The sequence below is a fragment of the Candidatus Nitrosopumilus koreensis AR1 genome (assembly GCF_000299365.1).
GTDB classification, from domain to species: Archaea; Thermoproteota; Nitrososphaeria; order Nitrososphaerales; family Nitrosopumilaceae; genus Nitrosopumilus; species Nitrosopumilus koreensis.
This window is the reverse complement of record NC_018655.1, coordinates 556,799-577,298: the sequence shown is the minus strand read 5'-3', so window position 1 is coordinate 577,298 and position 20,500 is coordinate 556,799. Positions and strand designations below refer to the sequence as shown.

The following is a 20,500-nucleotide window of genomic DNA, read 5'->3' as shown; positions in this document are numbered from 1 at the left end:
CAAGTATGACAAAATTAGGATTAGTTCAAACTGTTACATACAATACAGATCAGAAATCTATTTCAAATGTTTCAAAAATTTTAAAAAAGTTAGGAAGAAAAGAGACTGAGATTGTATGTTTGCCTGAGCAATGGTTAAAAAATAATCATATTTCAGACTGGGATTTACAGTTTAAAGAATTCAAAGAAATTGCCAGAGATTTTGGAATGACCATAATTCCAGGCGCATTTTATGAGACAAATAGAGGCAAGTCATCCATAGTATCGCCAATTATCGGGCCAAAAGGAGAATTCATAGGAAAACAAGAAAAAATACACCCGTTTGACTATGAAAAAGATAATGTCCAGCCTGGAAAAGAGGCAAAAATTTTCAAAACTGCCTGTAAATTTGGCATAATCATTTGTTATGATATGGTATTTCCGCAAGTGGCAAACACTCTAGCAAAAAAAGGAGCCCAAGTATTGCTATCTCCAAGCAGAATTGTCAAGAGAGGTATAGACCCATGGCAAATGTATGTTCAAGTCAGATCACTGGAGAACAGAATCCCCATTCTAGCAGCTAATGTAGAGAATCACAAATTTGGAGGCAACAGTTTGATAGTAGATTTACATCAAAATAACAAAGTAATCACTACAAAGATCACCAAAGTGAATGGAGAGCAAGGAGTGTCACGAGAATTTGATCTTAAGAAGTATGAGATAGAACGTAAAAAAAGATTTTCAGATTATAATAAATTTCAATAATTAGTCGCCTGCAACAAACTTTTCACATTCAGCTTTTGCTTTAACATCAGAAGTTTGTTCAATCGGGTGCTTCATCAGATAAGCACTTGCAGGTTTAATTGGCCCACCCACACCTCGATCAAGTGCAATTTTTGCTAGTCGAATTGCATCAATTACAATTCCTGCAGAATTTGCCTTGTCATCTACTTCTAAACGAACTTCCATATTGTAAGGAATGTTTGCCCATTGACGACCTTCAATTCTCATAAACATAAGTTTTGTATTACCTAAAAATGGAATAAAGTCAGAAGGTCCAACATAGATTTGATCATCATCTAATCTTTCATCAAGTTGACTTTGAACACTTTCAGTTTTGGAAATTTTCTTGGAAACAAGTCTATCTTGTTCTTTCATGTTTAGGAAATCAGTATTGCCACCAACATTGATTTGGTATGTTTTTTCAATTTTAGTTCCTCTATCATTACATAACTTAGCTAATGTTCTGTGAACAATAGTTGCACCAACTTGTCCTTTAATATCATCACCAATACAAGGAATATTCTTTTCAGCGAATTTTTTTGCCCATTTTTCATCAGATGCAATAAACGAAGGAATGCAATTCACAAATGCAGTGTTTGTATCAAGACAGATCTGTGCCCAATATTCAGTGACTTTGTCAGAGCCCACAGGCAAATAAGATACAATTATTTCAACACCTGTGTCTTTGATTACTTGCTTAATTTCTTTAGTGAGTTCTTCTACAGATTTTGGATTTTCAACAGGCTTGATTCTGTTTTCCACCCATAATCCAACACCATCCAAAATTGGGCTTTCGTAAATTTTAGCATCAGTTTTTGGCAATTCATCTTTTGGAATCCAATCAACCATGTTAGGATATGCATAGATTGCTTCGTGAAGAGATTTTCCAACTTTATTCTCACCAACATCAAAACCACAAACAAAATCAATGTCATGAATTCCATAACCAGCTAATTTATCATGAATGATTCCAGTAACTTCTTGATCAGGATTTTTTCTATAATACTCAATACCTTGAATTAAACCTGAAAAACAATTACCTATTCCGACTAACCCTACCTTGATTCTACCTGCCATTCGAAAATTGGTGTTATTGGACGGGTTTAAAGTTTTCTTAGAGAAATTAAAAAAATAATGAAAATTAAGGCAGGATTTTATACTTGACATCAACGTTTAAGATCATGTTAGAGCCAGGTCGTCCCGTAAAAGATATAGAGATTAGTCCAAACATGCCAATAGAAAAAATTTTTGAGGAATTATCTCAATCAGGAGGATTCGAATCAGTAAACCTTTCAGACGGATTAGGAATTTTAACAGAAATGATTTCAGATAAACAATGTCTCAGATTTCTTTCATTTGTAGGTGCTGTAGTTTCAACAGGACTAAGAGGAATCATCAAAGACATGATCAAAAACAAATGGTTTGATATAGTAATTACAACATGTGGGGCATTAGATCATGACATTGCCAGACATTTTTCACATTACAAAGAAGGATCATTTACGATGGACGATAAGGAATTAGCCGACCAAGATATTCACAGATTAGGCAATGTTTTAGTGCCTATGGATAGTTATGGTCCACTTATAGAAGAAAAAATGCAGTCATTTTTAGAAGAAGAATATCAAAACGGCACAAAAGAAATGACAACTACAGAGATTTGTAAGATGATTGGCAAACACTTAGGTGAAGATTCATTTCTTTATTGGGCATACAAAAACAACGTAGATGTTGTTGTTCCAGGAATTATGGACGGAGCAGTGGGAAGTCAGATTTGGTTGTTTACACAAAAACATGGAGATTTCAAATTAAACATGGCAGGGGATGCAAATCTGTTATCAGGACACGTATTCAAAGCCAAAAAATCAGGAGCATTTATGATTGGCGGAGGAATCTCAAAACACCATACGTTATGGTGGAATCAATACAGAGAGGGGTTAGATTATGCTTTTTACATTACAACTGCACAAGAATTTGACGGTAGTCTTAGTGGGGCATTAGTAAGAGAGGCAATTTCTTGGGGCAAAGTTACACAAAAAGCAAAACAAACAACATTACATGCAGAAGTAACAACAATTTTGCCATTTATTTATGCAACACTAGTATCGAAATTACAAAATTAGATAAAACCTATTATCTAATAAAAACAAAAACCAATCATGTTTCCTAAAATTAAAGTTAAAGAATTAAGACCATTAAACTTAGAGGGAGGATATCTCATTGACGGTTTTCCATCAGCAGGATTCAGCAGTGCAATTGCAACAGAATCAATGATACATACATCACAATTTGAGTTAGCAGGAATAATTGATTCAGACATATTTCCACCAATCAGTATCATAAAAAATGGAAAGCCAAATTACCCATCAAAAATTTTTGTCAATGATGAATTGAAAGTCGGCATATTCTCATCATATCTTACACTTGATCAATCATTGCACAAAATAACAGCTAAAACAATGCTAAATTGGGCAAAAAAACACAAAATTGGATTAATCATAAGCAGTATAGCGGTAAAATCTCCCAACGAAAATGACGATATAATTGGGGTTGGAAGTACTGAATCAGCAAGAGCAAAAATAAAAAATGCAGGACTAAAAGTTTTAGAACATGGAACAATACCTGGAATTCCAGGCACATTGTTAAATGCAGCAAGTATATCAGGACAAGATGTTATTGTAATAATTTTTCATACAGATGGAAAGGGTCCTGACTTTAACTCTAGCGCACAATTATGTGTAGCAATGTCAAAATTGATTCCAGGATCTACATGTGATGTTTCAGCATTACAGCGAGAAGCTGAAAAAGCTGAAACAATCATCAAAGAAGCAGAGGAAGAATCACATCACCTAAAAGATTCCATGTACATGTAAGTTCTTGAGATTATGTTTATTTCATTAAAATAACAAAAATTTGTAAATGGAACAATTTTTAGAATTTGCCATACTGGTCATAGTTATTTCAGCATCAGGAGTCATGGCGCCAGGACCACTTTTTGCAGCAAACATATCATACGGATTAAGAGGAGGTGCAAAATCAGGAATCAAAATGGCCACAGGTCATGCAATAGTAGAATTGCCCTTAGTCATATTGTTAGGAATTGGTGTTTTTTCCTTAGAAAGTTTTCCAGAATTTAGAACAACCATTTCTATTTTAGGGGCATTAACTCTGTTCATATTTGCAATATTACAAATTAGAACAGTTTTTAGAGAAAAAGAATTTTCACATCCAAATTCAAAACAAGGTGCATTAATCACAGGTGTTTTGTTAAGTGGATTAAATCCATTTTTCATCATATGGTGGGTGACCATAGGATTCAAATTAATTTCAGATGCGATGTTGATTTGGGCATTTTCAGGCATGTTAATCATGTTCGGATTGCACATATGGATGGATTTTGCATGGTTAGGTGCAGTTTCATTTTTGGCTTCAAAAAGTAAAAAAATTCTTTCAAACAAAAATTACAAAATATTGATGACAGGATTAAGTATGATGTTGATTTATTTTGGAATTACATTTTTACAAGAAATAGAGTTTTAACCACAATCAAGAATTTCAATTTGAGGTTCACAATCATCATTAAACAAATCTATTTTTTCAACAATCACTTCACAGAATTCAGGATCAAGTGTTTGTTCGTAAGAATTTATTTCGTTTAAAATCTGCATGTGCTGTACACCACAAGAATAATTTGAAAAAAATAGTAAAAGTCCAACAATTAAAATTCCACCTAAAATTATAATTGGGATTTTAAAATTATTCTTTTGAAATGTCAATTTCCATGGTAGAGACATTACGTTGCTTACCATCTTGAGAAGTTAGTGAATCAGATGAGATTCTCACATCACTAATTACATACCCAACAGAGTCCATTCGTTTTACAATCATTTGAGAAACATCAACAGCTTGTGTAATTCTTTTTCCTCTAGCTTTTATGGTAACAGTAGGTCTTGTTGAAAGTTGAGTCAAAGTTGCAGAAACATAAGTCATGATAGGTTTTGTACCAACAAAAATTACATCTCGTTCTTCTGGAGATTTGGAAGATTTTGTTTCTTTAGACTGGAGATGTTTCTGGCTCAGATTTAGTTCTAGAATCAAATTCGGATAAAATATCTTCTGCGTCTTTTGATTTTTTACTGTCACTCAATTCTTTATTCCTTTAATAACAAAATGCTCTCTCGCTTTTATTTAATTTTTCAGGTCTTGTTCATGGAGGTAGTCATCAAATAATTTTTCTAGATCGTCATTGTCACTAATGTTCTTAATTTTTTCAACAAGATCTTTTTCTTCAATTTCATAGCAATTCATGACATCCTGAGAATCTTTGAAAATTAACATTGCTTTTTCTTTGAAAATACAGTGATAGAGTTTCTCTTTTTCCATTTTTTCAGGTTTAATTTTCAGGCCATTTTCATCAACTGAGATAGGAGAGTCCATGAGAATAATGAATCATTTGGGTATTTAGATGATTTATGTCAATTTTTCGTAAGTATTCAAAATAGGCTTGCACACCAAATACTGTTTACAAAGTATTGGCACGCATGAAAGTCTAGGTTTCATTTTCTACACAACCAATGGCTGTTATTTTGTATTATGTTTTTTTTAATTTTATTTAGATAATTTGGGTTTTCGTATCTGTATTATTTTACTAATGATAAATCCAATTGGCATCCAAAAAATAATATTTATAATTATAAAAAATAAAATTAATTCAGGACCTAAAACAATCTGATAATTTTCAACTGGAAAATAACGTATGTGAGGATCTGTAAAAATCCACACCAAGGGATTAAAAAATAAAGTTATGTAACTTTCATGAGCATTCATTTCATGTAAATGTCCTCCTATTGAGGCTATCGTTCCATAAATTGGAAAAATAATTAACAGTAAATATGATTTTTTGAATTTCATTTTCTCTTATCCAAAATTATAATTGCATTAATTATTGCAAGAAACATAGTTTTCATTTTCTAATCACATTCAACCATTCTTGTGCCATCTGAAAAAATAATAGAAACACCACATGGTTAATTCAAATTCAAGATGTAGCACACATTCTTTCTACGGTATTTCCACTAATTGTATTCACTTTACGCATATAGAACCAATCATCAATTAGATTATGGCTTGTTATATTCAGCTATTTTTTTCATTTCTTCTGACTTTACCATTGCATCAGCAGCACGGTTGGAGGATTCTTTCATTGCAATACCAATGTCTTTTTTAGAATTATCAATTATCACTTGGATTCTTAATTGTGCTTGTTCGGGAAGTGTGTCTTTGAGACTAGTTAAAACTTGAATATGTTTTGATGATGCTAACATTATAGTTTCAGTTAATGCTGCTTTATCTACAGATGCTGAAGCAGAGTTGGCAATTTGTTTTGCACCAGATACTTGTTTTTCATAGTCTTTTGTTAAATCGTCAACTAGTTCAGGCATTCCTTTTTGAACCATTGCTTTAGCTTCACTTAGTCGAAGTTCTGCAAATTTCAGATGTTTTGAAACTTTATCGTTTTGATTAAATGTAAATGACAAGTCTAACCCTTCAAATGCTTTTTTGAATCCATATACAAATGAATCAGGAGTAGTTCCAGGCTCAGGTAAAACATACTCTTTGTCAATTGTTCCAAATTCTGGAACCACAGATGTACCGATTATAGATATATTGTTTGTACCAGATGGGAATGAAATTACCATGTTTCTGTAATCGTCTGTTTTAATTTCAGTGAATTGAGCATTGACACCATCAACAGTTACAAAGAAAGATCTGTCACTTTCATCGGATTGTATAGCATCAATTAAAGTTCTTGATAATTGGGTATAGAGTGTACCGGCTGTTTCTCCTTCAAGCATGAAGTCTAATGAAGTTGCATCCCTGTCGAGTACAACACCAAATACTTTGCCACCAGAAATGACATAACTAATTGATGTGTCGGTATTAAATATTGGAAGTACACCTGATGACGTGTATGTGTTAGTTGGAGTTGGTTGAACCACTCTTCCGGTAGTCACACTTGCATTAATTGAAGGATCACTTATGCCATAGATATTCATGGACGATACTCGAAACGTGTATGTTTTGTTATCTAAAAGTCCTGAGTGAACAAATATTGTCTGAAGTCCATTATTTTGGGAGATAACATTCCAATCACTATCTGAATTGGTTTTGTACTCTATTCTATATCCCAATATGGGATATTTGTCATTGTTTAAAGGAGAAACCCAAGTAAGTTGTACAGTATCGTCAGAATAAAGATTTGCGTGAAGGCCTAAGGGTACATCTGGTGCTGATTGGGATTGTGGTGTAACATCTGGAGTAACATATGAAACACTACCTACATCACTAGAATATCCTCTGTCATCGATACTTATTATTGTATTTGAAATAGTCGTAGGACTGTTAAAACTAATCCATGTATTTGAATTTGGATGAATTGCCAAAGAGTATGTTTTACCTTCAGAATCAAAGTAAAGTACTGCGCCATCAACATATGTTGAAACAGTTGCCCAGATGCCATTCACTTCACTGACAGTATCAGGAAATTGAAAGTTTTTGGTTTGAGGACCAGGATTTGAAAATACTACAGTGTTAAGGGATCCTGGAGATTGGTGTCCTGTGTAAACTGATGTACCAATTGGAAGTTGACTTACTGGAGATGGTGTTTCAGTATCTAAATCAACATAGGCGATACGGCCTATGTCACTAGAATATAATCTATCATCTATATTCAGTCTAACATTTGATACATCAATTGGATTGTTAAAACTAATCCATGTCTTGGAGTTTGGAAGAATTGCCAAAGAGTATGTTTTACCTTCAGAATCAAAGTAAAGTACTGCGCCATCAACATATGTTGAAACATTTGCCCAGATGCCATCTATGTCCGTATTAGGCGATTGAAAGTATTGCGTCTGAGTGCCAGGATTTGAAAATACTACAGTGTTAGTAGAATGTGGAGATTGTTGTCCTGTGTAAACTGATGTACCAATTGGAAGATTATTTTGTGTTTGAAATGGATAATACGATGTATAAGTTGGAATTACAGATACATCACGGGAAGAGATACTTCGAGTGCCTTCATCGAAAAGAGCAATTAGTCTAAAGGTGTATGTTTTGTCTGTTGTGAGTCCTGAAATAGTGTAACTTGTTACAAGTCCAGTATTTTCAACTGTGTGCTCATATACGTCATCATCTATTTTTGTATCAATTGCATATCCAATTATTCGTTCACCATAGGTATACGATGGAGCAATCCAGCTCAATGTAACTTGTGTAGGATTAATCACGATGGATGTTATTGTAGGAGAAGTTGTTACCTCAGGAACAATAGAGACGACATTTGAGGGATTTCCAACGCCATTAGAATTAATTGCAGAAACACGGTAATTGTAGTTTTTACCAGCATCAATACCTGAATGATAATACGATGTCTGAGGAATTCCAGTATTTGAAACCAAAACATGCCATTGATTCGTTATAGTGCCATATTCTATCATGTAACCTGTAATTATAGAATCATCATTATTTTGAGGTGCATTCCAGTATAGAAAAACACTTGTAGGTGATACAGGGTTTGCTTGAAGTGATGTAGGAGAATCAGGAACAGAAGTGCCATGTAATGTTGTACCACTCAAAAACTTTGTCGGAATACTTTGGCCAACTGAATTTATTGCAGAAACCTGGTAAAAGTAAATGTGATTCGTCACAAGATTTGTGTGTGAATAGTTTGTGATATTCCCATCGATTGTATCTAATTCTACGAATGACCCATTATCTACTACATATGTTATCACATATCCAGTAATTGGGAAACCTCCATCATATGGGGCGGACCATGAAAGATTAATTTGATCGTCTGAAACTGCTTGAATAGAAAAGTTGTTTGGAGGATTTGGAGCATTTGCAGCACTTGCTTCTGAAGACATAGAATAAACAATAGCTAATGAAATAAACGATAATACCAGAAATTTTTTTGATTGTGATATGTATTGTATGCTTTTACATCTGTTAATAGGAGTCAACTTATTTTAATTCAAAAAAATAGTAATTAAGAAACGCTGACATATTTGTTTATTTCATATACATATTTGTTAGTGCAATCTACAAATTTTGGAATATTGTATCTAGAGGGCTATTAACAATTATTATTTATAAAATAAAATTTTGCAATTAAGGAAGGGGGTTTTGTATTTTTATTTTAGATGTCTCGTTTGCAATACTTGAAGATAGTAATTCCGCTCCAGATACAACATCTTCACCATCTACCTGTGAGACATTCTCCTTTGCAGAAACAACGTATTGACCAACTGCAGGTTCTGCAAGATCAAATATGTTGGTAAAAAGAAATACCATGATTATTGCAACACTTGCAATACCAATTCCAATAAAATTTCTACTTTTACTCATTATCTAACCATTATTTTAATAAAGCAAGTACATTTGAATAACGCTGACATAAATGTTGGTTCGACATACAAATGTGATAACATAGTAGACATATTGGTAAGTACTTTAATCTAAAAAATTTTAGAAATTACTTTTGAAAAATCTCTACCAGGGAGGTCAGAACAATGAGAACTTTACCATCCTTAACGGTAGATTTAACCAGACCTTTTTTCTCCATCCAAACAATATGTTTTGCAAGCCTTGCATAATTTAGTTTGGTATCAAGGGCCATCTGGGTTTTACCTTCAGATTGGTGTTCAGTCATAAATTTTACTATTCGCATCAAAGTTTTCATACTAGGATCAAAGGTAGGCGCAATGGATTTTCTTTTTATAATTTCAACTGCTTTAGGACTGGTAGTTCTGCTCAATTATTCATAACCTACTCACAATACAAAATAACTGCTTATAGCATGTATCAAATAGGCAGGCACAGCCAGTCTACAATTTAAGAGGCATTTTGCTTTGGAAATTAATTACAATCGTGCTAAAAATTGAAACAATATCTTAGTATGTAATAAGGTCAACTCCAATATCACAAATTTTTCCAAATTTATCAATTTTATAACTAACCACTACGCCATCATCTTTTTGGCCCGTGCTTGCAGTTTTTTGTATAGTGCTAATAATTTCCTCTTTATCTTTATCTGCACACAAAAGTTCAATTTTTGATTTAGGAATGTAATTACTGATATCAGATTTCAATCCTTTATGTGCATAAGATATTTCTGTAATCTGAACTTGATATGCTGAAAAAGTCGAAATATCCATCAGAGATTTTTTGACGTCAGACAAAGTTGAATTTCTCACTATTGCTTTAATTTTGTACACAATTTTTTAGACTAATCCTTTTACGGCATATCCTTCAATGATCGAATTATTTCATCAATAGTAGGTTCTATGTTCATAGTAGATTCGGCAGATATCAATACAATGTAAACATTTGTCGGAATTGTGATTATCTTTAATTTGTTTCTCTTCCATAATACCATATAGTGAAATTAGTAGTTAAAAGAAACTGATGGTTATGTAAACAAGACATACAAAATTATCAGCATTCTACAAATACTCACTTAACATAGTAATGATTAATGAAACTTTCACCAGTATACATCCTGTATTGGTCTTAAGTTTCAGTCAGTTGTTTACTTTGATATTGTATGCCCTAAAATAAAAAAGATTATTTTATTCTAGAAAATTCAACAATATCTAATTAATTATGTTTTATTTTGTATTGATAGTAGCTAGAACTAATTTTGTCGGGGTTTAAAAGACAAAGACATGCATTATATTTATGTTACAAAAGTACCAAATTCATAATTGCAGTAATAGTAAATTAATCACAGACACATTTAATGGAGAGATTTTTTGTGCAAATTGTGGCACAGTTATCGAAGAAAAATTAGATAATCATAATGAAACACCCGTTCATAGTTTAGAGGATTTCATGAGTAAGAGTCAAGTTGGTTCAAAGCAATCCCTTTCAATACATGACAAAGGAATGTCATCTATCATTGGAAAAGATAAAGATGCTAAAGGTAAATCATTAAGCTCATCTAACAAATCAAGATTTAATCGACTAAGAGTATTAGATAGTAGAAGCAAAGCAAGAAAATCATCAGAAAGAACTCTTGTAAAATCTCTAACTTTTCTAAACGGATTAAAAGGAAAGTTAGGCATTTCTGAGAATACAATAGAAGGTACATCGTCACTATTTAGAAGGGCACAAAAACATCAATTGATCCGAGGAAGAAGTTCTGATGATTTGATGGCAGCAGCTTTGTATGTTTCATGTAGACAAACTATGACCCCTAGAAGTCTGGAGGATATTTCTGAAATTGCCAACATTACAAAGAAACATCTACAAAAATCAGTCAGAGTTTTAATTAATGAATTTGGACTTGTATTGCCTCAATACAATATCTCCTCATTTCTGACTAAATTATCCAATGATCTAGGATTTTCTGAGAAAACCAAACGTTATGCTTTGAAGATATTATCAGATGTTGAAAAATGTGGTTCTGCTGCTGGAAAGAATCCTATTGGACAGGCTGCCGCATCACTATATCTGGCATCCATGCTGATGGGAGAAAATATATCACAGAGTACATTCTCAAAAATTTCTGGAATATCAACTGTAACATTACGTAATAGAAAAAATACAATACAAAAATTATTGGAATTATGATTTGGATATTGTGTTAGATATTTCTTATCTCAAGAAAATACTGTACAAATTCCTGCACCACAATGTCGAAAAGAAACATCATTGGTGGAATGAGCAGTAAAACCTACTGAATTCCATTAGGCCAAAGACAGCACATATTTCAGAATTCATTTGATTATGATTTTATATTTGCAAAGCAAGTCAAGAAACAATCTCAAATCTTTTTTATGTTCCTTTTCTGACTCGTTTAATTCCTTGAGTAAGTCTTTGTAGTCATAATCTGAATGGGATTCCATTGATTCCTGGTTTACCTCGTTTTTTGAGATCCTTTTTTGGATCTGCCTGATCTTATTTTCCCCATATTCTATTGTAGAATTAATCTTCTGCACATACTCATTAGGATTTTGTGTTGAATTATCCTGCTGTTCAGTCATTTTTGTAACTATTTCCTGATTTTGTAGAATCTGACTCCATTCCTCAAGTGTTAACGGACGTTTTAGTATGCAAACTTCAGTTCCATCGGGTATGTCTTTGTGCATGTATTCTGTAGTATGTATTACTCGCTCTTCACTCAATTTGGTTTTGCAAGCAAACACATTTGATGTCATTGGATAGAAATTTCCTTCTTCCACACATTACACGCAGGACATCTGTTTGTTAGCTTGTTTGCTATTTTTTTTAAGAACACATTACCACAATTCTCACATGATCTCAAATCATCAATTGCAATCATGGTCTTATGCCGTTTTTCCTGCAATGTATGTTGCCTTTTCTTTCAAATGAGTCTTTTCATGAAGAAGTAGTTTTTGAATATCCCCTTCAGAGGAATCCCAAGTAAATTTGCAGTGTTTGCAATGATATGTCATTTATTTTTCTAGATCCTCTGGTTTCGTTTTTCCAGGTTCTTTGAATGGGTTTACATCCTTTAACATCTTTTCTTGTTTTCCTTTCAGTCTTGCAAGAATATTTTTGAACATAATTACATATGTCGAACTTGCTTATTAAGACATGATGTAGTTGATTTGCTATAGAATAGACGCAACTATGCTTCCACTTAACTATTAGAGTGACTAACCATAATGAACATCATTATGAAAAAACAAACAAAACAGCCACAAGTTAACAAAAATAACAAAACAAAACCTGAAAATTTAGCTAAAAAAGAATATTTGGAAACTCTTGATAAATTAAAAAAAGATATTCGTGAAGAAAAAAATTAGAATTCAAGTAGGACTTATTAGAAATTGTAACAGCAATAATTATCCCAATAATGATACAATTACATCAATTTTGACAATGCATTCTCTTACAATCTGAACATATTTTTTGGCCGTACAATTGTATTTTATTCATAATATCTAGTCCTCCAGATTGGAAAGTATTCTTTCAAGGTCTTGTTTTTCATATCTCAGACTTTTGGCAGTTGTATTATTTTGTACTAGAGTTGCAGAAAATTTTTTGCAACATTAATTTATCTTCATCAGAAATCCCAGATACAGTAATTATTCGATCTAATTCATGGGCATTTTGAGAGAGTTTTTTTATGCTAATTTTTTCGTTTTGATTGTTGGCCAGCGATATCTGACTGACAAGTTCATTTCTAATTTCATTTAAAATTCCAGTTAATTCATTGTTCTCAAGTGTCATGTAGTATTTTTTATCCACTATCATATACAGTTCCTGCTTATTAAGACAATAGTTAGTTGATTTGCCATAGAATAGACACAACTATACTTCCCCTTGGGGTCACATACCAATCAACGTTTTGCAAATTTTGGTTTAGTTTAGTTTTGAACTAAAGCATTTGAATACAAGGGATGATCGAAGATGTTTAGATGAATACATAATATAGTAATAATCTAAAGTTCATCGTACAATATTGGAAACAAGGGTAGTTTTCCACATAGACTTTGATTACTTCTATGCGCAATGTGAAGAGATAAGATCACCAGAATTAAAATCAAAACCAGTTTGCGTATGTGTTTTTTCAGATAGAGGGGGAGATAGCGGAGCTATTGCAACAGCAAACTATACTGCAAGAAAATATGGAGTCAAATCAGGAATACCGATAGTCTTTGCCAAAAAGAGGTTAGAAGATAGGGAAGATGCGGTTTTTTTACCAGTTGATTTTGATTATTATTCTGAAATGTCTGAAAAGGCAATGAAAATCATGGAAGAGTTTTCAGATATTTTTGAATATGTAGGAAGAGATGAGGCATATCTTGATGTAACAAAAAGAGTGGAAGGTAATTTTCAGAAAGCCAGTCATTTGGCTCAACAAATTAAAAATTCCATTAGAGAAAAAACAAAACTAAGTTGTTCAATTGGAATTTCTCCAAATAAATTAATTTCAAAAATTGCATCTGATTTTCAAAAACCAGATGGATTAACAGTTGTATCATCAGAAAAAATTGAACAGTTTTTGGAATCATTAAAAATCAGAGACATTCCAGGAATTGGAAAAAAGACAGAACAAAGATTTGCTGAAATGAATTTTGAGACTATTGGAGATTTAAAAAAACTTGATGTGTTTACTTTGAATAAAGAGTTTGGTAGAAAAAGTGGTACTTTCATCTATAATGCAGTAAGAGGGATTGACAATGAGCCAGTAAAAAAAAGAGAACCTAGCATTCAACATGGAAAAATTGTAACTTTAAAAAAAGATTCAAAAGACTACACATTTCTTTTAGAGAATTTATTAGAATTATGTAAAGAAGTTCATGAAATAATTCAAAAAAAGAATCAGATGTTCAAATCAGTTGGAATAAGCTTTGTTCAATCAGATTTATCAAATAAATCAAAATCAAAAATGCTTAGAAATTCAACTACAAGTTTAGAAGAATTGAATAAAACAGCACAACAATTACTCAAAGAAGCATTAGAAAATCAGACAATCACAGTTAGGCGATTGGGAGTCAAAGTGTCAGAACTTTCAGAGAACCAAGGGCAAAGAGACATTACTAGTTATTTTTAGATGATGATTTTTCTTGTTCCTCTCGTTTTTTCAGACGCCTAGATTCTATCAAAATAACTACCAAAATGAATGCAAATAGCCACGGTAAGAACATTATTTCACCTGCGATTTTGTGATATTCCTCCCAAGCCACAGGATCAGTTGTTACTTTGAGCGCATACCAAGACAGAGAAAATATACGAATTAGGTTTACAGTGATTGTTCCAATAATACCCAAAACAAAATACATTGATTTTCGTGCTCTAGGAATATTCATCTTTAACATGAATGCCCCAATTACTAATGAGAAAATGATAATGCTATGAACCCCAGCAGATGGCCAAAATACCTGAAGAGCCATTGAGCCGTGATCTCCACGCAAGAACATCACATTATCTCTTGCAACAGCAGTTCCAAGATCAAGCAGTGTGATCACCCACACATTTGCTTGAACAAAATATGGAACAATGTATTGTAATGGTCCAAGTGTATCATATGGGAAAAATGCATCAAGAGACAAGATGATTGCAGTGCCAGTTAGAAAGATAGGTCCTGCAGGAGCAATTCTAATCCATCTCTTTCCAAAGAAAATAGACAATGCTACAACAATGAAGATTGCCATTACAATAAAGTCCCACATCCAAGTCCACGAATAGATTAACTGAACATCAAATTGTTCGGCAGATGAAATAATGTAATCTCTCAAGCCATATTCTAATGAAACAAGATAAGAGATAGTCAGTAATGCAATGGGTACTACTGTAAGTAATCGTTTTTTTGAAATGACAATTTTCAGACCAATGAGTTCAGCTACAACAAAAACAAGTGCAAAAAGATATCCGCCCCTACCTTCATTCCAACTCCAAGCTACAGAATCAGGATATGCGATCATTGAAAATAGGATAGGACTAGCAATTATCAAAATTCCAGCAATCAGATTCCAATTCTGCATTACGTTAAACTTGAAAAAGGCAAATAAATAGCTCGACTTTGTAAAATTCACAAATTCATTACTGAACAATACAAATAGGAAAAGATGCTAGTCTTCAGCATCTTCTATTTCGTCAGCATCAGGATCTCTCCTGCTTGGCCTAATTGGAACATAAATGAATGTCACACCAATATTGCATCAGACTTTAAGATACATTCAAAGGTTGAAAACGTTTGCCTAAATGGTAATTTCTAATGAATCAAAATCAAGAGTTGATTTTACACTCAGTTTTGAGAGATTTTACAGTTGTAAAATAGGTAATTGCCAAAATACCAATTGCAATTATTCTAAGTGGAATTTCATAATTTGTCAAAAAGGCAGTCGCAGTAGCGCCAACTGATCCAAATGTGGAGATTACGGCAAATCCGATTGGGCCACAACTACATGCACCAGCTGCTGCCCCAACAAAAGAACCAACAACACTGCCACCCATTTTTTGTTTTGAACTTTTTAAAACATTAATCCTAAAAACATTCATCGGAAGAACTAGTGCAGATAATGCAGAAAGAGTTACAATAAGAACAAATCCCAATTCAGTGCCAGATGGAAGATGACTTACAACGTATGGCTCTAAGAAAATGTATTCAGATGATATCAACAATCCTATTAGCATGATTGAGAAAATTACAAAAGAAAGCACAAGGTATTTTGAATTTGAAAAGACAATTTTGATTGTGTTTGTCATCTATACCAATGGATCCAAAATTTGTTTAAACACTGAAAATGGTTGTGCGCCAGCAATCTGTTGTTGACCATCAGGCCCTACAATAAAGAATCCAGGTGTTCCTCTTACACCATGATCTCTTGCTTGCTGAGTGTTATACTGAACACGTTTAGAATATTTTCCAGAATCAAGACAACTTTCAAACAAGTCCATATCTAACCCCATAGAAAATGCAAAAGCCTTTAGTCTTTCAGTGTTAGCCCAACCATTATCAATTTTATCTTCTTGTGAATTGTAAAGTGTGTCATGATACTCCCAGTACATTCCTTGGTCTTCAGCACAGTAAGTTGCTTGAGCTGCAGGACCTGAATCTCTTCCCAAGAATGCCATATCAACAAAAATCAAGTTGGCTTTCCCAGTGTCAATGTAATCACGAGTTATGGCAGGTTTTGTATTATGAAACCAGTTATAGCATTGGTGACATTGGTAATCACCAAATTCAACAATGGTTACAGGAGCAGAGGGATCACCCAAGATAGGAGACCCCATAGAAGTAGAAATGGTTCCATGAGTTCTAGTCATGTCAATATTCACAGTTTCGGTAGGGGTTGAAGACAAAGATGCTGCAACTCCAACAATAATTGCAATAACAACGACACCTATAATTACGCCTTTTTTGTTCATGTTCGAAAATATCAGAGATGAGTTAAAAAAACTTATTCCAAATTATGAGATGATTTTCGTTTAAACAGATTGGTGAATTTTGCAATGGCAGTGTCAATTGGACAAACCTCACATTGAACACCAGAAGAATGGCTATCAAGATGTTTTTCAAATCTCTCACGAGACTCAAATACAAGATCACATTTTTCGCAATAAACTTTTGCGACATTGTTTCGAGATGGTTTATCCATAACAAATTACCGAGATTAGTGCTTATAAAGATCCTGTTGAAAATCAAGATATGAGAAAAATTCTAGACAAATTTGTGACAGGTTTTTTTGTTGTGGTATTAGGAGTTGCATGGTATTGCAGTACAAAATTCTATGTAAATCCAAATAGACATTCAATAGTGATTTACGATGTTTTTGGCAAAGAAATCAAATTAGATGGTGTCAGAGTGAATTTTCAAACACAGAATGTAGCACAGAGTTACATTACCGAATACAAAGAAAGATTTCCGCATTATAATTTTGCAATGGCAATAGAGGCCTCAGAAATTAGAAAGAATACGATTCCAAGAATTTTTAAAAAGATTCAGAGATAATGGATTCTCATATGAGTTTCTAGTTCAACTTGATAGCGTGTTACAAATCCACAGTGAGTACACGAAAACATTTCTTGTTGTTGAGTTTGCTCCCTTTCAATTGTTTTTCCAGATACAGAAGTAATGCTAATCATCTCGTTATTTCCTATAACAGCAAAATTTCTGCCTTCACCGATAGAATCCAAAAATTCTTTGATTGCAGTAATTACAGTATTGGTGTCAATAATCTCATCATCATCTAATGTAGACAGAGTGAATTGGTTGTTTTTCAGAGTTGGTATGGCTGCAACCTGATCTGAGACATAAACTACCAATTCATGTTTGATAGATAAGACATCCCTGCAGTCAATCGTAAGCATGAATAATTTGATTCAAATCATTATTTTAGTTTAACAATTATTGAAAATGATTATTATTGTTCAATATTGTGGTTTGTGTAGATGAGGGATTCAGAAACTTTTGGTGTGGAGAAAGGCCATGGCGAAGAAGTTGTTGCTTGGCTAAACGAACATGCAAAGTCCCAAAAAATAAAACTTGAAGCAAGGCTATATGGATATAATGTATCTACAAAAAATTTTGGTGAATTTGAGATGTTTTCATGGATGGGGGATGTTCAAACTGCAAGAAAAATGATAATCAAGGCAAGTAAAAGATTCAAAGTAAAAGTTATCGAAGGAGGATACAAACCAAAAGAAAAGATCCTTAGTGTGAAAAAATTTGATTTTGCCAAGGTCAAAAAGGGAGACAAAACAGTTGGACAACTAAAATTTTCAGCCCCAAGATTTGGAAATAGTCAATGGGAAATTGAAGATGAGGAGCGACATTAGAACATGAAAAAGATAGGAATCATAGGGTTAGGAATGCTTGGAAATGCAGTTGCATTACATTTGTTAGATTCTGGATTTGAGGTTACAGTATTCAATAGAAACAAAGACAAAACAATACAAGCAAAAGAAAAAGGGGCGACCATTGTAGATGCGCCTAAAGACGTTGCAGAAAAATCAGAATTAGTAGTTATAGTTGTAAAAGATGCAGATGCAGTAAAGCAGGTGTCGTTTGGAGAAAACGGAATTGTGAAGGGAAGAAAGGAAGGATTGATTGTTGCAGACATGAGTACCATCGACCCTTCAGAATCAAAAAACATTTCAGAAAAATTTCAAGAACACGGCATAAACAAATTAGACATACCAGTAATGGGAGGTCCCAATGTAGCAATTACAGGGGATTTAGTTATGATGGCATCAGGGGACAAAGAAAGTTTTGAGAACTGTAAAGAGGTATTTGAGACGATTGCAAACAAGGTGTTTTTTTTAGGCGAAAATGGCGTTGCTCATTCTATCAAACTAGCCATGAATCTACAAATCACCATGCTTGCACTTGGATTATCTGAAGGAATCACATTAGTGAAAAAAGCTGGAGTTGATCCTAAAATTTTTCTTGAAATTTTAAACTCTACGTATTTCAAAACAGGGATGAGTGAAAATAAAGCATTCAAAATGATAGATGGAAAATACGAGCCAACATTTACACTTGCAAATCTCAAAAAAGATATCTCCACAATAACTAATGCAGCAAAATCATTAGGGATTGAGTTACCCATGATAAAAAAAGCTGAAGAAGTTTATGAAAATGCAGTAAAGGAAGGGTTAGGCGGAATAGACTACACAGGAATTATAGAATATATTAAAAGAATTAACGAATCCAAATAATCACGAATGAGATATAACAAAAATTCTATAAGTTATTACAAATACACCATATTATGAGATTAAACGATAAAGTTGCAATAGTTACAGGTGCATCAAGCGACATTGGCAAGGGCATTGCTAAGAAATTTGTTGAGGAAGGGGCAAAGGTTGTTCTTGTCGCTAGAAATCTAGAAGGGTTAGAAAAAGCAAGAAAAGAGATAGGAAGTGAAGACTCTACAGTGTCAATGACATGTGATTTGACAGATGAATCTCAAGCACTGCAAGTTGTAAATCAAATCATGGACACATACGGGAGAATAGACATTTTGGTAAACAATGCAGGCGCAATTAATGATCCAATCCATTTTCATGAAATGCAGGATTCAGAAATTAGGAAACTCATTGACGTAAACTTGTTAGGAGTTTTTCATATGACAAAAGCTGTTCTAACAAAGATGTCTGATGTCAAAAATGGTGCGATTGTAAATATAGGCTCTATTTCAAGTGAGAGAGCAATTCCAAGAGTGCATTTAGCAGTTTATTCTGCAACTAAAGCGGCAATCCCCATGTTTACAAAATCAATTGCAGTAGAATACGCAAGAAGAAACATTAGATGTAACTGTGTCAACCCTGGAATAATTAATTCAGGCTCAATCAAGCCATATCTTGATGATCCTCAAGCAAGAAAAGTACTTGAAGAGAGATTGCCACTGGCAAGAGTTGGGGAACCAGAAGACGTTGCAAATGCAGTGTTATACTTGGCTTCAGATGAAGCAAGTTGGGTTACTGGGGCAATTCTAAATGTTGATGGTGGAAAAACAGCTTCAGAAGGATAAGCCTTTCTCAAGTAATGTTTTTGCCAAAAGTTGAGAAACTCTAATTGGTTCAGGAATAGAACCATGTAATGTTAAATCATTGAGAAGATGGCGCACATCATTTAATGTGCACCCTTCTTTTCGAACATAAACATCATGAGATGTACTTAGTGTGATTTTTTCTCGTTTACCTAATTTTTCATATTCATTTATCTTGGATTCAAAAGAATTTGGGAAGTGATGTTTTAGTGAGTCTTCAATTCCAGAAGAGTCACGGTATGAAACGCCAATTATTGGGATTTTCAATACTTCAAATAATTTTTTGATGTCAATGATGTTATACATTGAAACAATTAATCCAGAAATCAGAATATAGCTAACATCAGGTCTTTCTAGATCGTCATACATCTTCAATATTGCATCAGTGGCATCATTTCCTTCCAAGGTAGCACTGCCAAAAACAAATCCATCAATAACAAAGTCTCTGCGCATTACAACACCTGAGAAGATGGATTTTGTAGAATTTTGTTTAAAGCTTTCAGCAATAGCTAATCCACGCAGACCTTTTTTTTCAAGATGAAGAGATCTCACGGTTCTTTTTCCCCACATATGCCCGATAACTTAATCCAGTGACAAGCATTATGATTCCAGTAACAGCAGACCACATTACAAAAGATGAGATTTGAGATTCATCCATGAAAAATAATGTATTTTTAAACATCTAAAGTTTCGGATCAGGGCGAGGTC

The 20,500-nt window shown here is 33.4% G+C and carries 29 protein-coding genes; 11 read left to right on the top strand and 18 right to left on the bottom strand.

Features of this window, described 5'->3' with window-relative positions; genetic code table 11:
- Nucleotides 1-5 precede the first annotated feature (5 nt).
- On the top strand, nt 6-743 hold the full coding sequence (locus tag NKOR_RS03355; RefSeq protein ID WP_014962957.1) for a carbon-nitrogen hydrolase family protein: 738 nt from the start codon (nt 6-8) through the stop codon (nt 741-743).
- On the opposite strand, the gene NKOR_RS03350 is transcribed toward NKOR_RS03355, so the two are convergent.
- Nucleotides 744-1,838 carry an inositol-3-phosphate synthase gene (locus NKOR_RS03350; protein WP_014962956.1) on the bottom strand — a complete coding sequence of 365 codons (1,095 nt, stop codon included), beginning with the start codon at nt 1,836-1,838 and terminating at the stop codon, nt 744-746. It lies immediately after the preceding gene.
- A 104-nt stretch (nt 1,839-1,942) separates the two neighbouring features.
- Between NKOR_RS03350 and NKOR_RS03345 the strand changes: the two genes are divergently transcribed.
- The 3 genes from NKOR_RS03345 to NKOR_RS03335 are packed head-to-tail and all read left to right on the top strand — an operon-like array spanning nt 1,943 to nt 4,301.
- Complete coding sequence (locus NKOR_RS03345) at nt 1,943-2,884, top strand: deoxyhypusine synthase (protein ID WP_014962955.1); 942 nt, start codon at nt 1,943-1,945, stop codon at nt 2,882-2,884.
- A 36-nt stretch (nt 2,885-2,920) separates the two neighbouring features.
- A complete protein-coding gene (locus NKOR_RS03340) occupies nt 2,921-3,634 on the top strand; it encodes a proteasome assembly chaperone family protein (protein WP_014962954.1) in 714 nt (237 codons plus the stop codon).
- A gap of 46 nt (nt 3,635-3,680) precedes the next feature.
- Nucleotides 3,681-4,301, top strand: a complete 621-nt coding sequence (locus NKOR_RS03335) for a LysE family transporter (RefSeq protein WP_014962953.1) — start codon at nt 3,681-3,683, stop codon at nt 4,299-4,301.
- Here the strand turns inward: NKOR_RS03335 and NKOR_RS10530 are convergent.
- The 7 genes from NKOR_RS10530 to NKOR_RS03295 all read right to left on the bottom strand — a co-directional run bounded on the left by NKOR_RS10530 (nt 4,298) and on the right by NKOR_RS03295 (nt 10,039).
- Complete coding sequence (locus tag NKOR_RS10530) at nt 4,298-4,429, bottom strand: hypothetical protein (RefSeq protein ID WP_255348577.1); 132 nt, start codon at nt 4,427-4,429, stop codon at nt 4,298-4,300. The genes NKOR_RS03335 and NKOR_RS10530 overlap by 4 nt on opposite strands.
- Nucleotides 4,430-4,517: 88 nt before the next feature.
- Entirely contained in the window at nt 4,518-4,904 is a 387-nt protein-coding gene (locus NKOR_RS10315; protein ID WP_238535976.1) for an AlbA family DNA/RNA-binding protein, read from the bottom strand.
- 45 nt (nt 4,905-4,949) lie between these two features.
- Entirely contained in the window at nt 4,950-5,198 is a 249-nt protein-coding gene (locus NKOR_RS03320; protein ID WP_014962950.1) for a hypothetical protein, read from the bottom strand.
- Nucleotides 5,199-5,881: 683 nt separating this feature from the next.
- The gene (locus NKOR_RS03310; protein WP_014962948.1) at nt 5,882-8,689 is read right to left on the bottom strand and encodes a fibronectin type III domain-containing protein; all 2,808 of its coding nucleotides are present in this window, start codon (nt 8,687-8,689) and stop codon (nt 5,882-5,884) included.
- 244 nt (nt 8,690-8,933) lie between these two features.
- Entirely contained in the window at nt 8,934-9,170 is a 237-nt protein-coding gene (locus tag NKOR_RS03305; protein ID WP_014962947.1) for a hypothetical protein, read from the bottom strand.
- Between the two features lie 127 nt (nt 9,171-9,297).
- On the bottom strand, nt 9,298-9,579 hold the full coding sequence (locus tag NKOR_RS03300; protein ID WP_014962946.1) for a hypothetical protein: 282 nt from the start codon (nt 9,577-9,579) through the stop codon (nt 9,298-9,300).
- Nucleotides 9,580-9,715: 136 nt separating this feature from the next.
- Nucleotides 9,716-10,039: a P-II family nitrogen regulator gene (locus tag NKOR_RS03295; protein WP_014962945.1), complete on the bottom strand. Its 324-nt coding sequence runs from the start codon at nt 10,037-10,039 to the stop codon at nt 9,716-9,718.
- Between the two features lie 463 nt (nt 10,040-10,502).
- On the opposite strand from NKOR_RS03295, the gene NKOR_RS03290 reads away from it, so the two are divergent.
- Nucleotides 10,503-11,396, top strand: coding sequence for a transcription initiation factor IIB (locus NKOR_RS03290; protein WP_014962944.1), 894 nt, complete (start codon nt 10,503-10,505; stop codon nt 11,394-11,396).
- 146 nt (nt 11,397-11,542) lie between these two features.
- Here the strand turns inward: NKOR_RS03290 and NKOR_RS03285 are convergent, their stop codons facing one another.
- Nucleotides 11,543-11,950 (bottom strand): hypothetical protein, encoded by a 408-nt coding sequence (locus NKOR_RS03285; protein WP_232203043.1) that lies wholly within the window; start codon nt 11,948-11,950, stop codon nt 11,543-11,545.
- Between the two features lie 162 nt (nt 11,951-12,112).
- Nucleotides 12,113-12,241, bottom strand: coding sequence for a hypothetical protein (locus NKOR_RS10525; protein WP_016939673.1), 129 nt, complete (start codon nt 12,239-12,241; stop codon nt 12,113-12,115).
- Between the two features lie 225 nt (nt 12,242-12,466).
- Here NKOR_RS10525 and NKOR_RS10520 point away from each other — a divergent pair, with 225 nt between their 5' ends.
- Entirely contained in the window at nt 12,467-12,595 is a 129-nt protein-coding gene (locus tag NKOR_RS10520) for a hypothetical protein (protein WP_016939671.1), read from the top strand.
- Nucleotides 12,596-12,803: 208 nt separating this feature from the next.
- On the opposite strand, the gene NKOR_RS03280 is transcribed toward NKOR_RS10520, so the two are convergent.
- On the bottom strand, nt 12,804-13,046 hold the full coding sequence (locus tag NKOR_RS03280) for a hypothetical protein (protein WP_014962941.1): 243 nt from the start codon (nt 13,044-13,046) through the stop codon (nt 12,804-12,806).
- Nucleotides 13,047-13,254: 208 nt separating this feature from the next.
- On the opposite strand from NKOR_RS03280, the gene dinB reads away from it, so the two are divergent.
- A complete protein-coding gene (dinB, locus tag NKOR_RS03275; protein ID WP_014962940.1) occupies nt 13,255-14,349 on the top strand; it encodes a DNA polymerase IV in 1,095 nt (364 codons plus the stop codon).
- Here dinB and artG read toward each other — a convergent pair.
- From artG to NKOR_RS03255, 4 genes are all read right to left on the bottom strand, one after another.
- A complete protein-coding gene (artG, locus tag NKOR_RS03270) occupies nt 14,336-15,280 on the bottom strand; it encodes a thaumarchaeosortase (protein WP_014962939.1) in 945 nt (314 codons plus the stop codon). The two genes, dinB and artG, sit on opposite strands and share 14 nt — an antisense overlap.
- 244 nt (nt 15,281-15,524) lie before the next feature.
- Nucleotides 15,525-16,004: a hypothetical protein gene (locus NKOR_RS03265; protein WP_014962938.1), complete on the bottom strand. Its 480-nt coding sequence runs from the start codon at nt 16,002-16,004 to the stop codon at nt 15,525-15,527.
- Nucleotides 16,005-16,667, bottom strand: coding sequence for a DsbA family protein (locus NKOR_RS03260; protein WP_014962937.1), 663 nt, complete (start codon nt 16,665-16,667; stop codon nt 16,005-16,007).
- A 32-nt stretch (nt 16,668-16,699) separates the two neighbouring features.
- Nucleotides 16,700-16,897 carry a hypothetical protein gene (locus NKOR_RS03255; protein WP_014962936.1) on the bottom strand — a complete coding sequence of 66 codons (198 nt, stop codon included), beginning with the start codon at nt 16,895-16,897 and terminating at the stop codon, nt 16,700-16,702.
- Between the two features lie 50 nt (nt 16,898-16,947).
- Between NKOR_RS03255 and NKOR_RS03250 the strand changes: the two genes are divergently transcribed.
- Nucleotides 16,948-17,250, top strand: a complete 303-nt coding sequence (locus NKOR_RS03250; RefSeq protein ID WP_014962935.1) for a hypothetical protein — start codon at nt 16,948-16,950, stop codon at nt 17,248-17,250.
- Here NKOR_RS03250 and NKOR_RS03245 read toward each other — a convergent pair.
- The gene (locus NKOR_RS03245) at nt 17,241-17,609 is read right to left on the bottom strand and encodes a C2H2-type zinc finger protein (RefSeq protein ID WP_014962934.1); all 369 of its coding nucleotides are present in this window, start codon (nt 17,607-17,609) and stop codon (nt 17,241-17,243) included. The genes NKOR_RS03250 and NKOR_RS03245 overlap by 10 nt on opposite strands.
- Nucleotides 17,610-17,690: 81 nt before the next feature.
- On the opposite strand from NKOR_RS03245, the gene NKOR_RS03240 reads away from it, so the two are divergent.
- From NKOR_RS03240 to NKOR_RS03230, 3 genes are read left to right on the top strand one after another with little or no spacing between them, the layout of a single operon-like run.
- Entirely contained in the window at nt 17,691-18,077 is a 387-nt protein-coding gene (locus NKOR_RS03240) for a hypothetical protein (protein ID WP_014962933.1), read from the top strand.
- A 3-nt stretch (nt 18,078-18,080) separates the two neighbouring features.
- Nucleotides 18,081-18,959 carry an NAD(P)-dependent oxidoreductase gene (locus NKOR_RS03235; RefSeq protein WP_014962932.1) on the top strand — a complete coding sequence of 293 codons (879 nt, stop codon included), beginning with the start codon at nt 18,081-18,083 and terminating at the stop codon, nt 18,957-18,959.
- A 53-nt stretch (nt 18,960-19,012) separates the two neighbouring features.
- The gene (locus tag NKOR_RS03230; protein ID WP_014962931.1) at nt 19,013-19,774 is read left to right on the top strand and encodes an SDR family NAD(P)-dependent oxidoreductase; all 762 of its coding nucleotides are present in this window, start codon (nt 19,013-19,015) and stop codon (nt 19,772-19,774) included.
- Here NKOR_RS03230 and NKOR_RS03225 read toward each other — a convergent pair.
- Together NKOR_RS03225 and NKOR_RS10515 are read right to left on the bottom strand one after the other, a co-directional pair.
- Nucleotides 19,763-20,344 (bottom strand): endonuclease dU, encoded by a 582-nt coding sequence (locus NKOR_RS03225; protein ID WP_026089956.1) that lies wholly within the window; start codon nt 20,342-20,344, stop codon nt 19,763-19,765. The two genes, NKOR_RS03230 and NKOR_RS03225, sit on opposite strands and share 12 nt — an antisense overlap.
- Entirely contained in the window at nt 20,325-20,450 is a 126-nt protein-coding gene (locus NKOR_RS10515; protein WP_255348576.1) for a hypothetical protein, read from the bottom strand. The genes NKOR_RS03225 and NKOR_RS10515 overlap by 20 nt, the downstream gene beginning before the upstream one ends.
- Between the last annotated feature and the right edge of the window lie 50 nt (nt 20,451-20,500).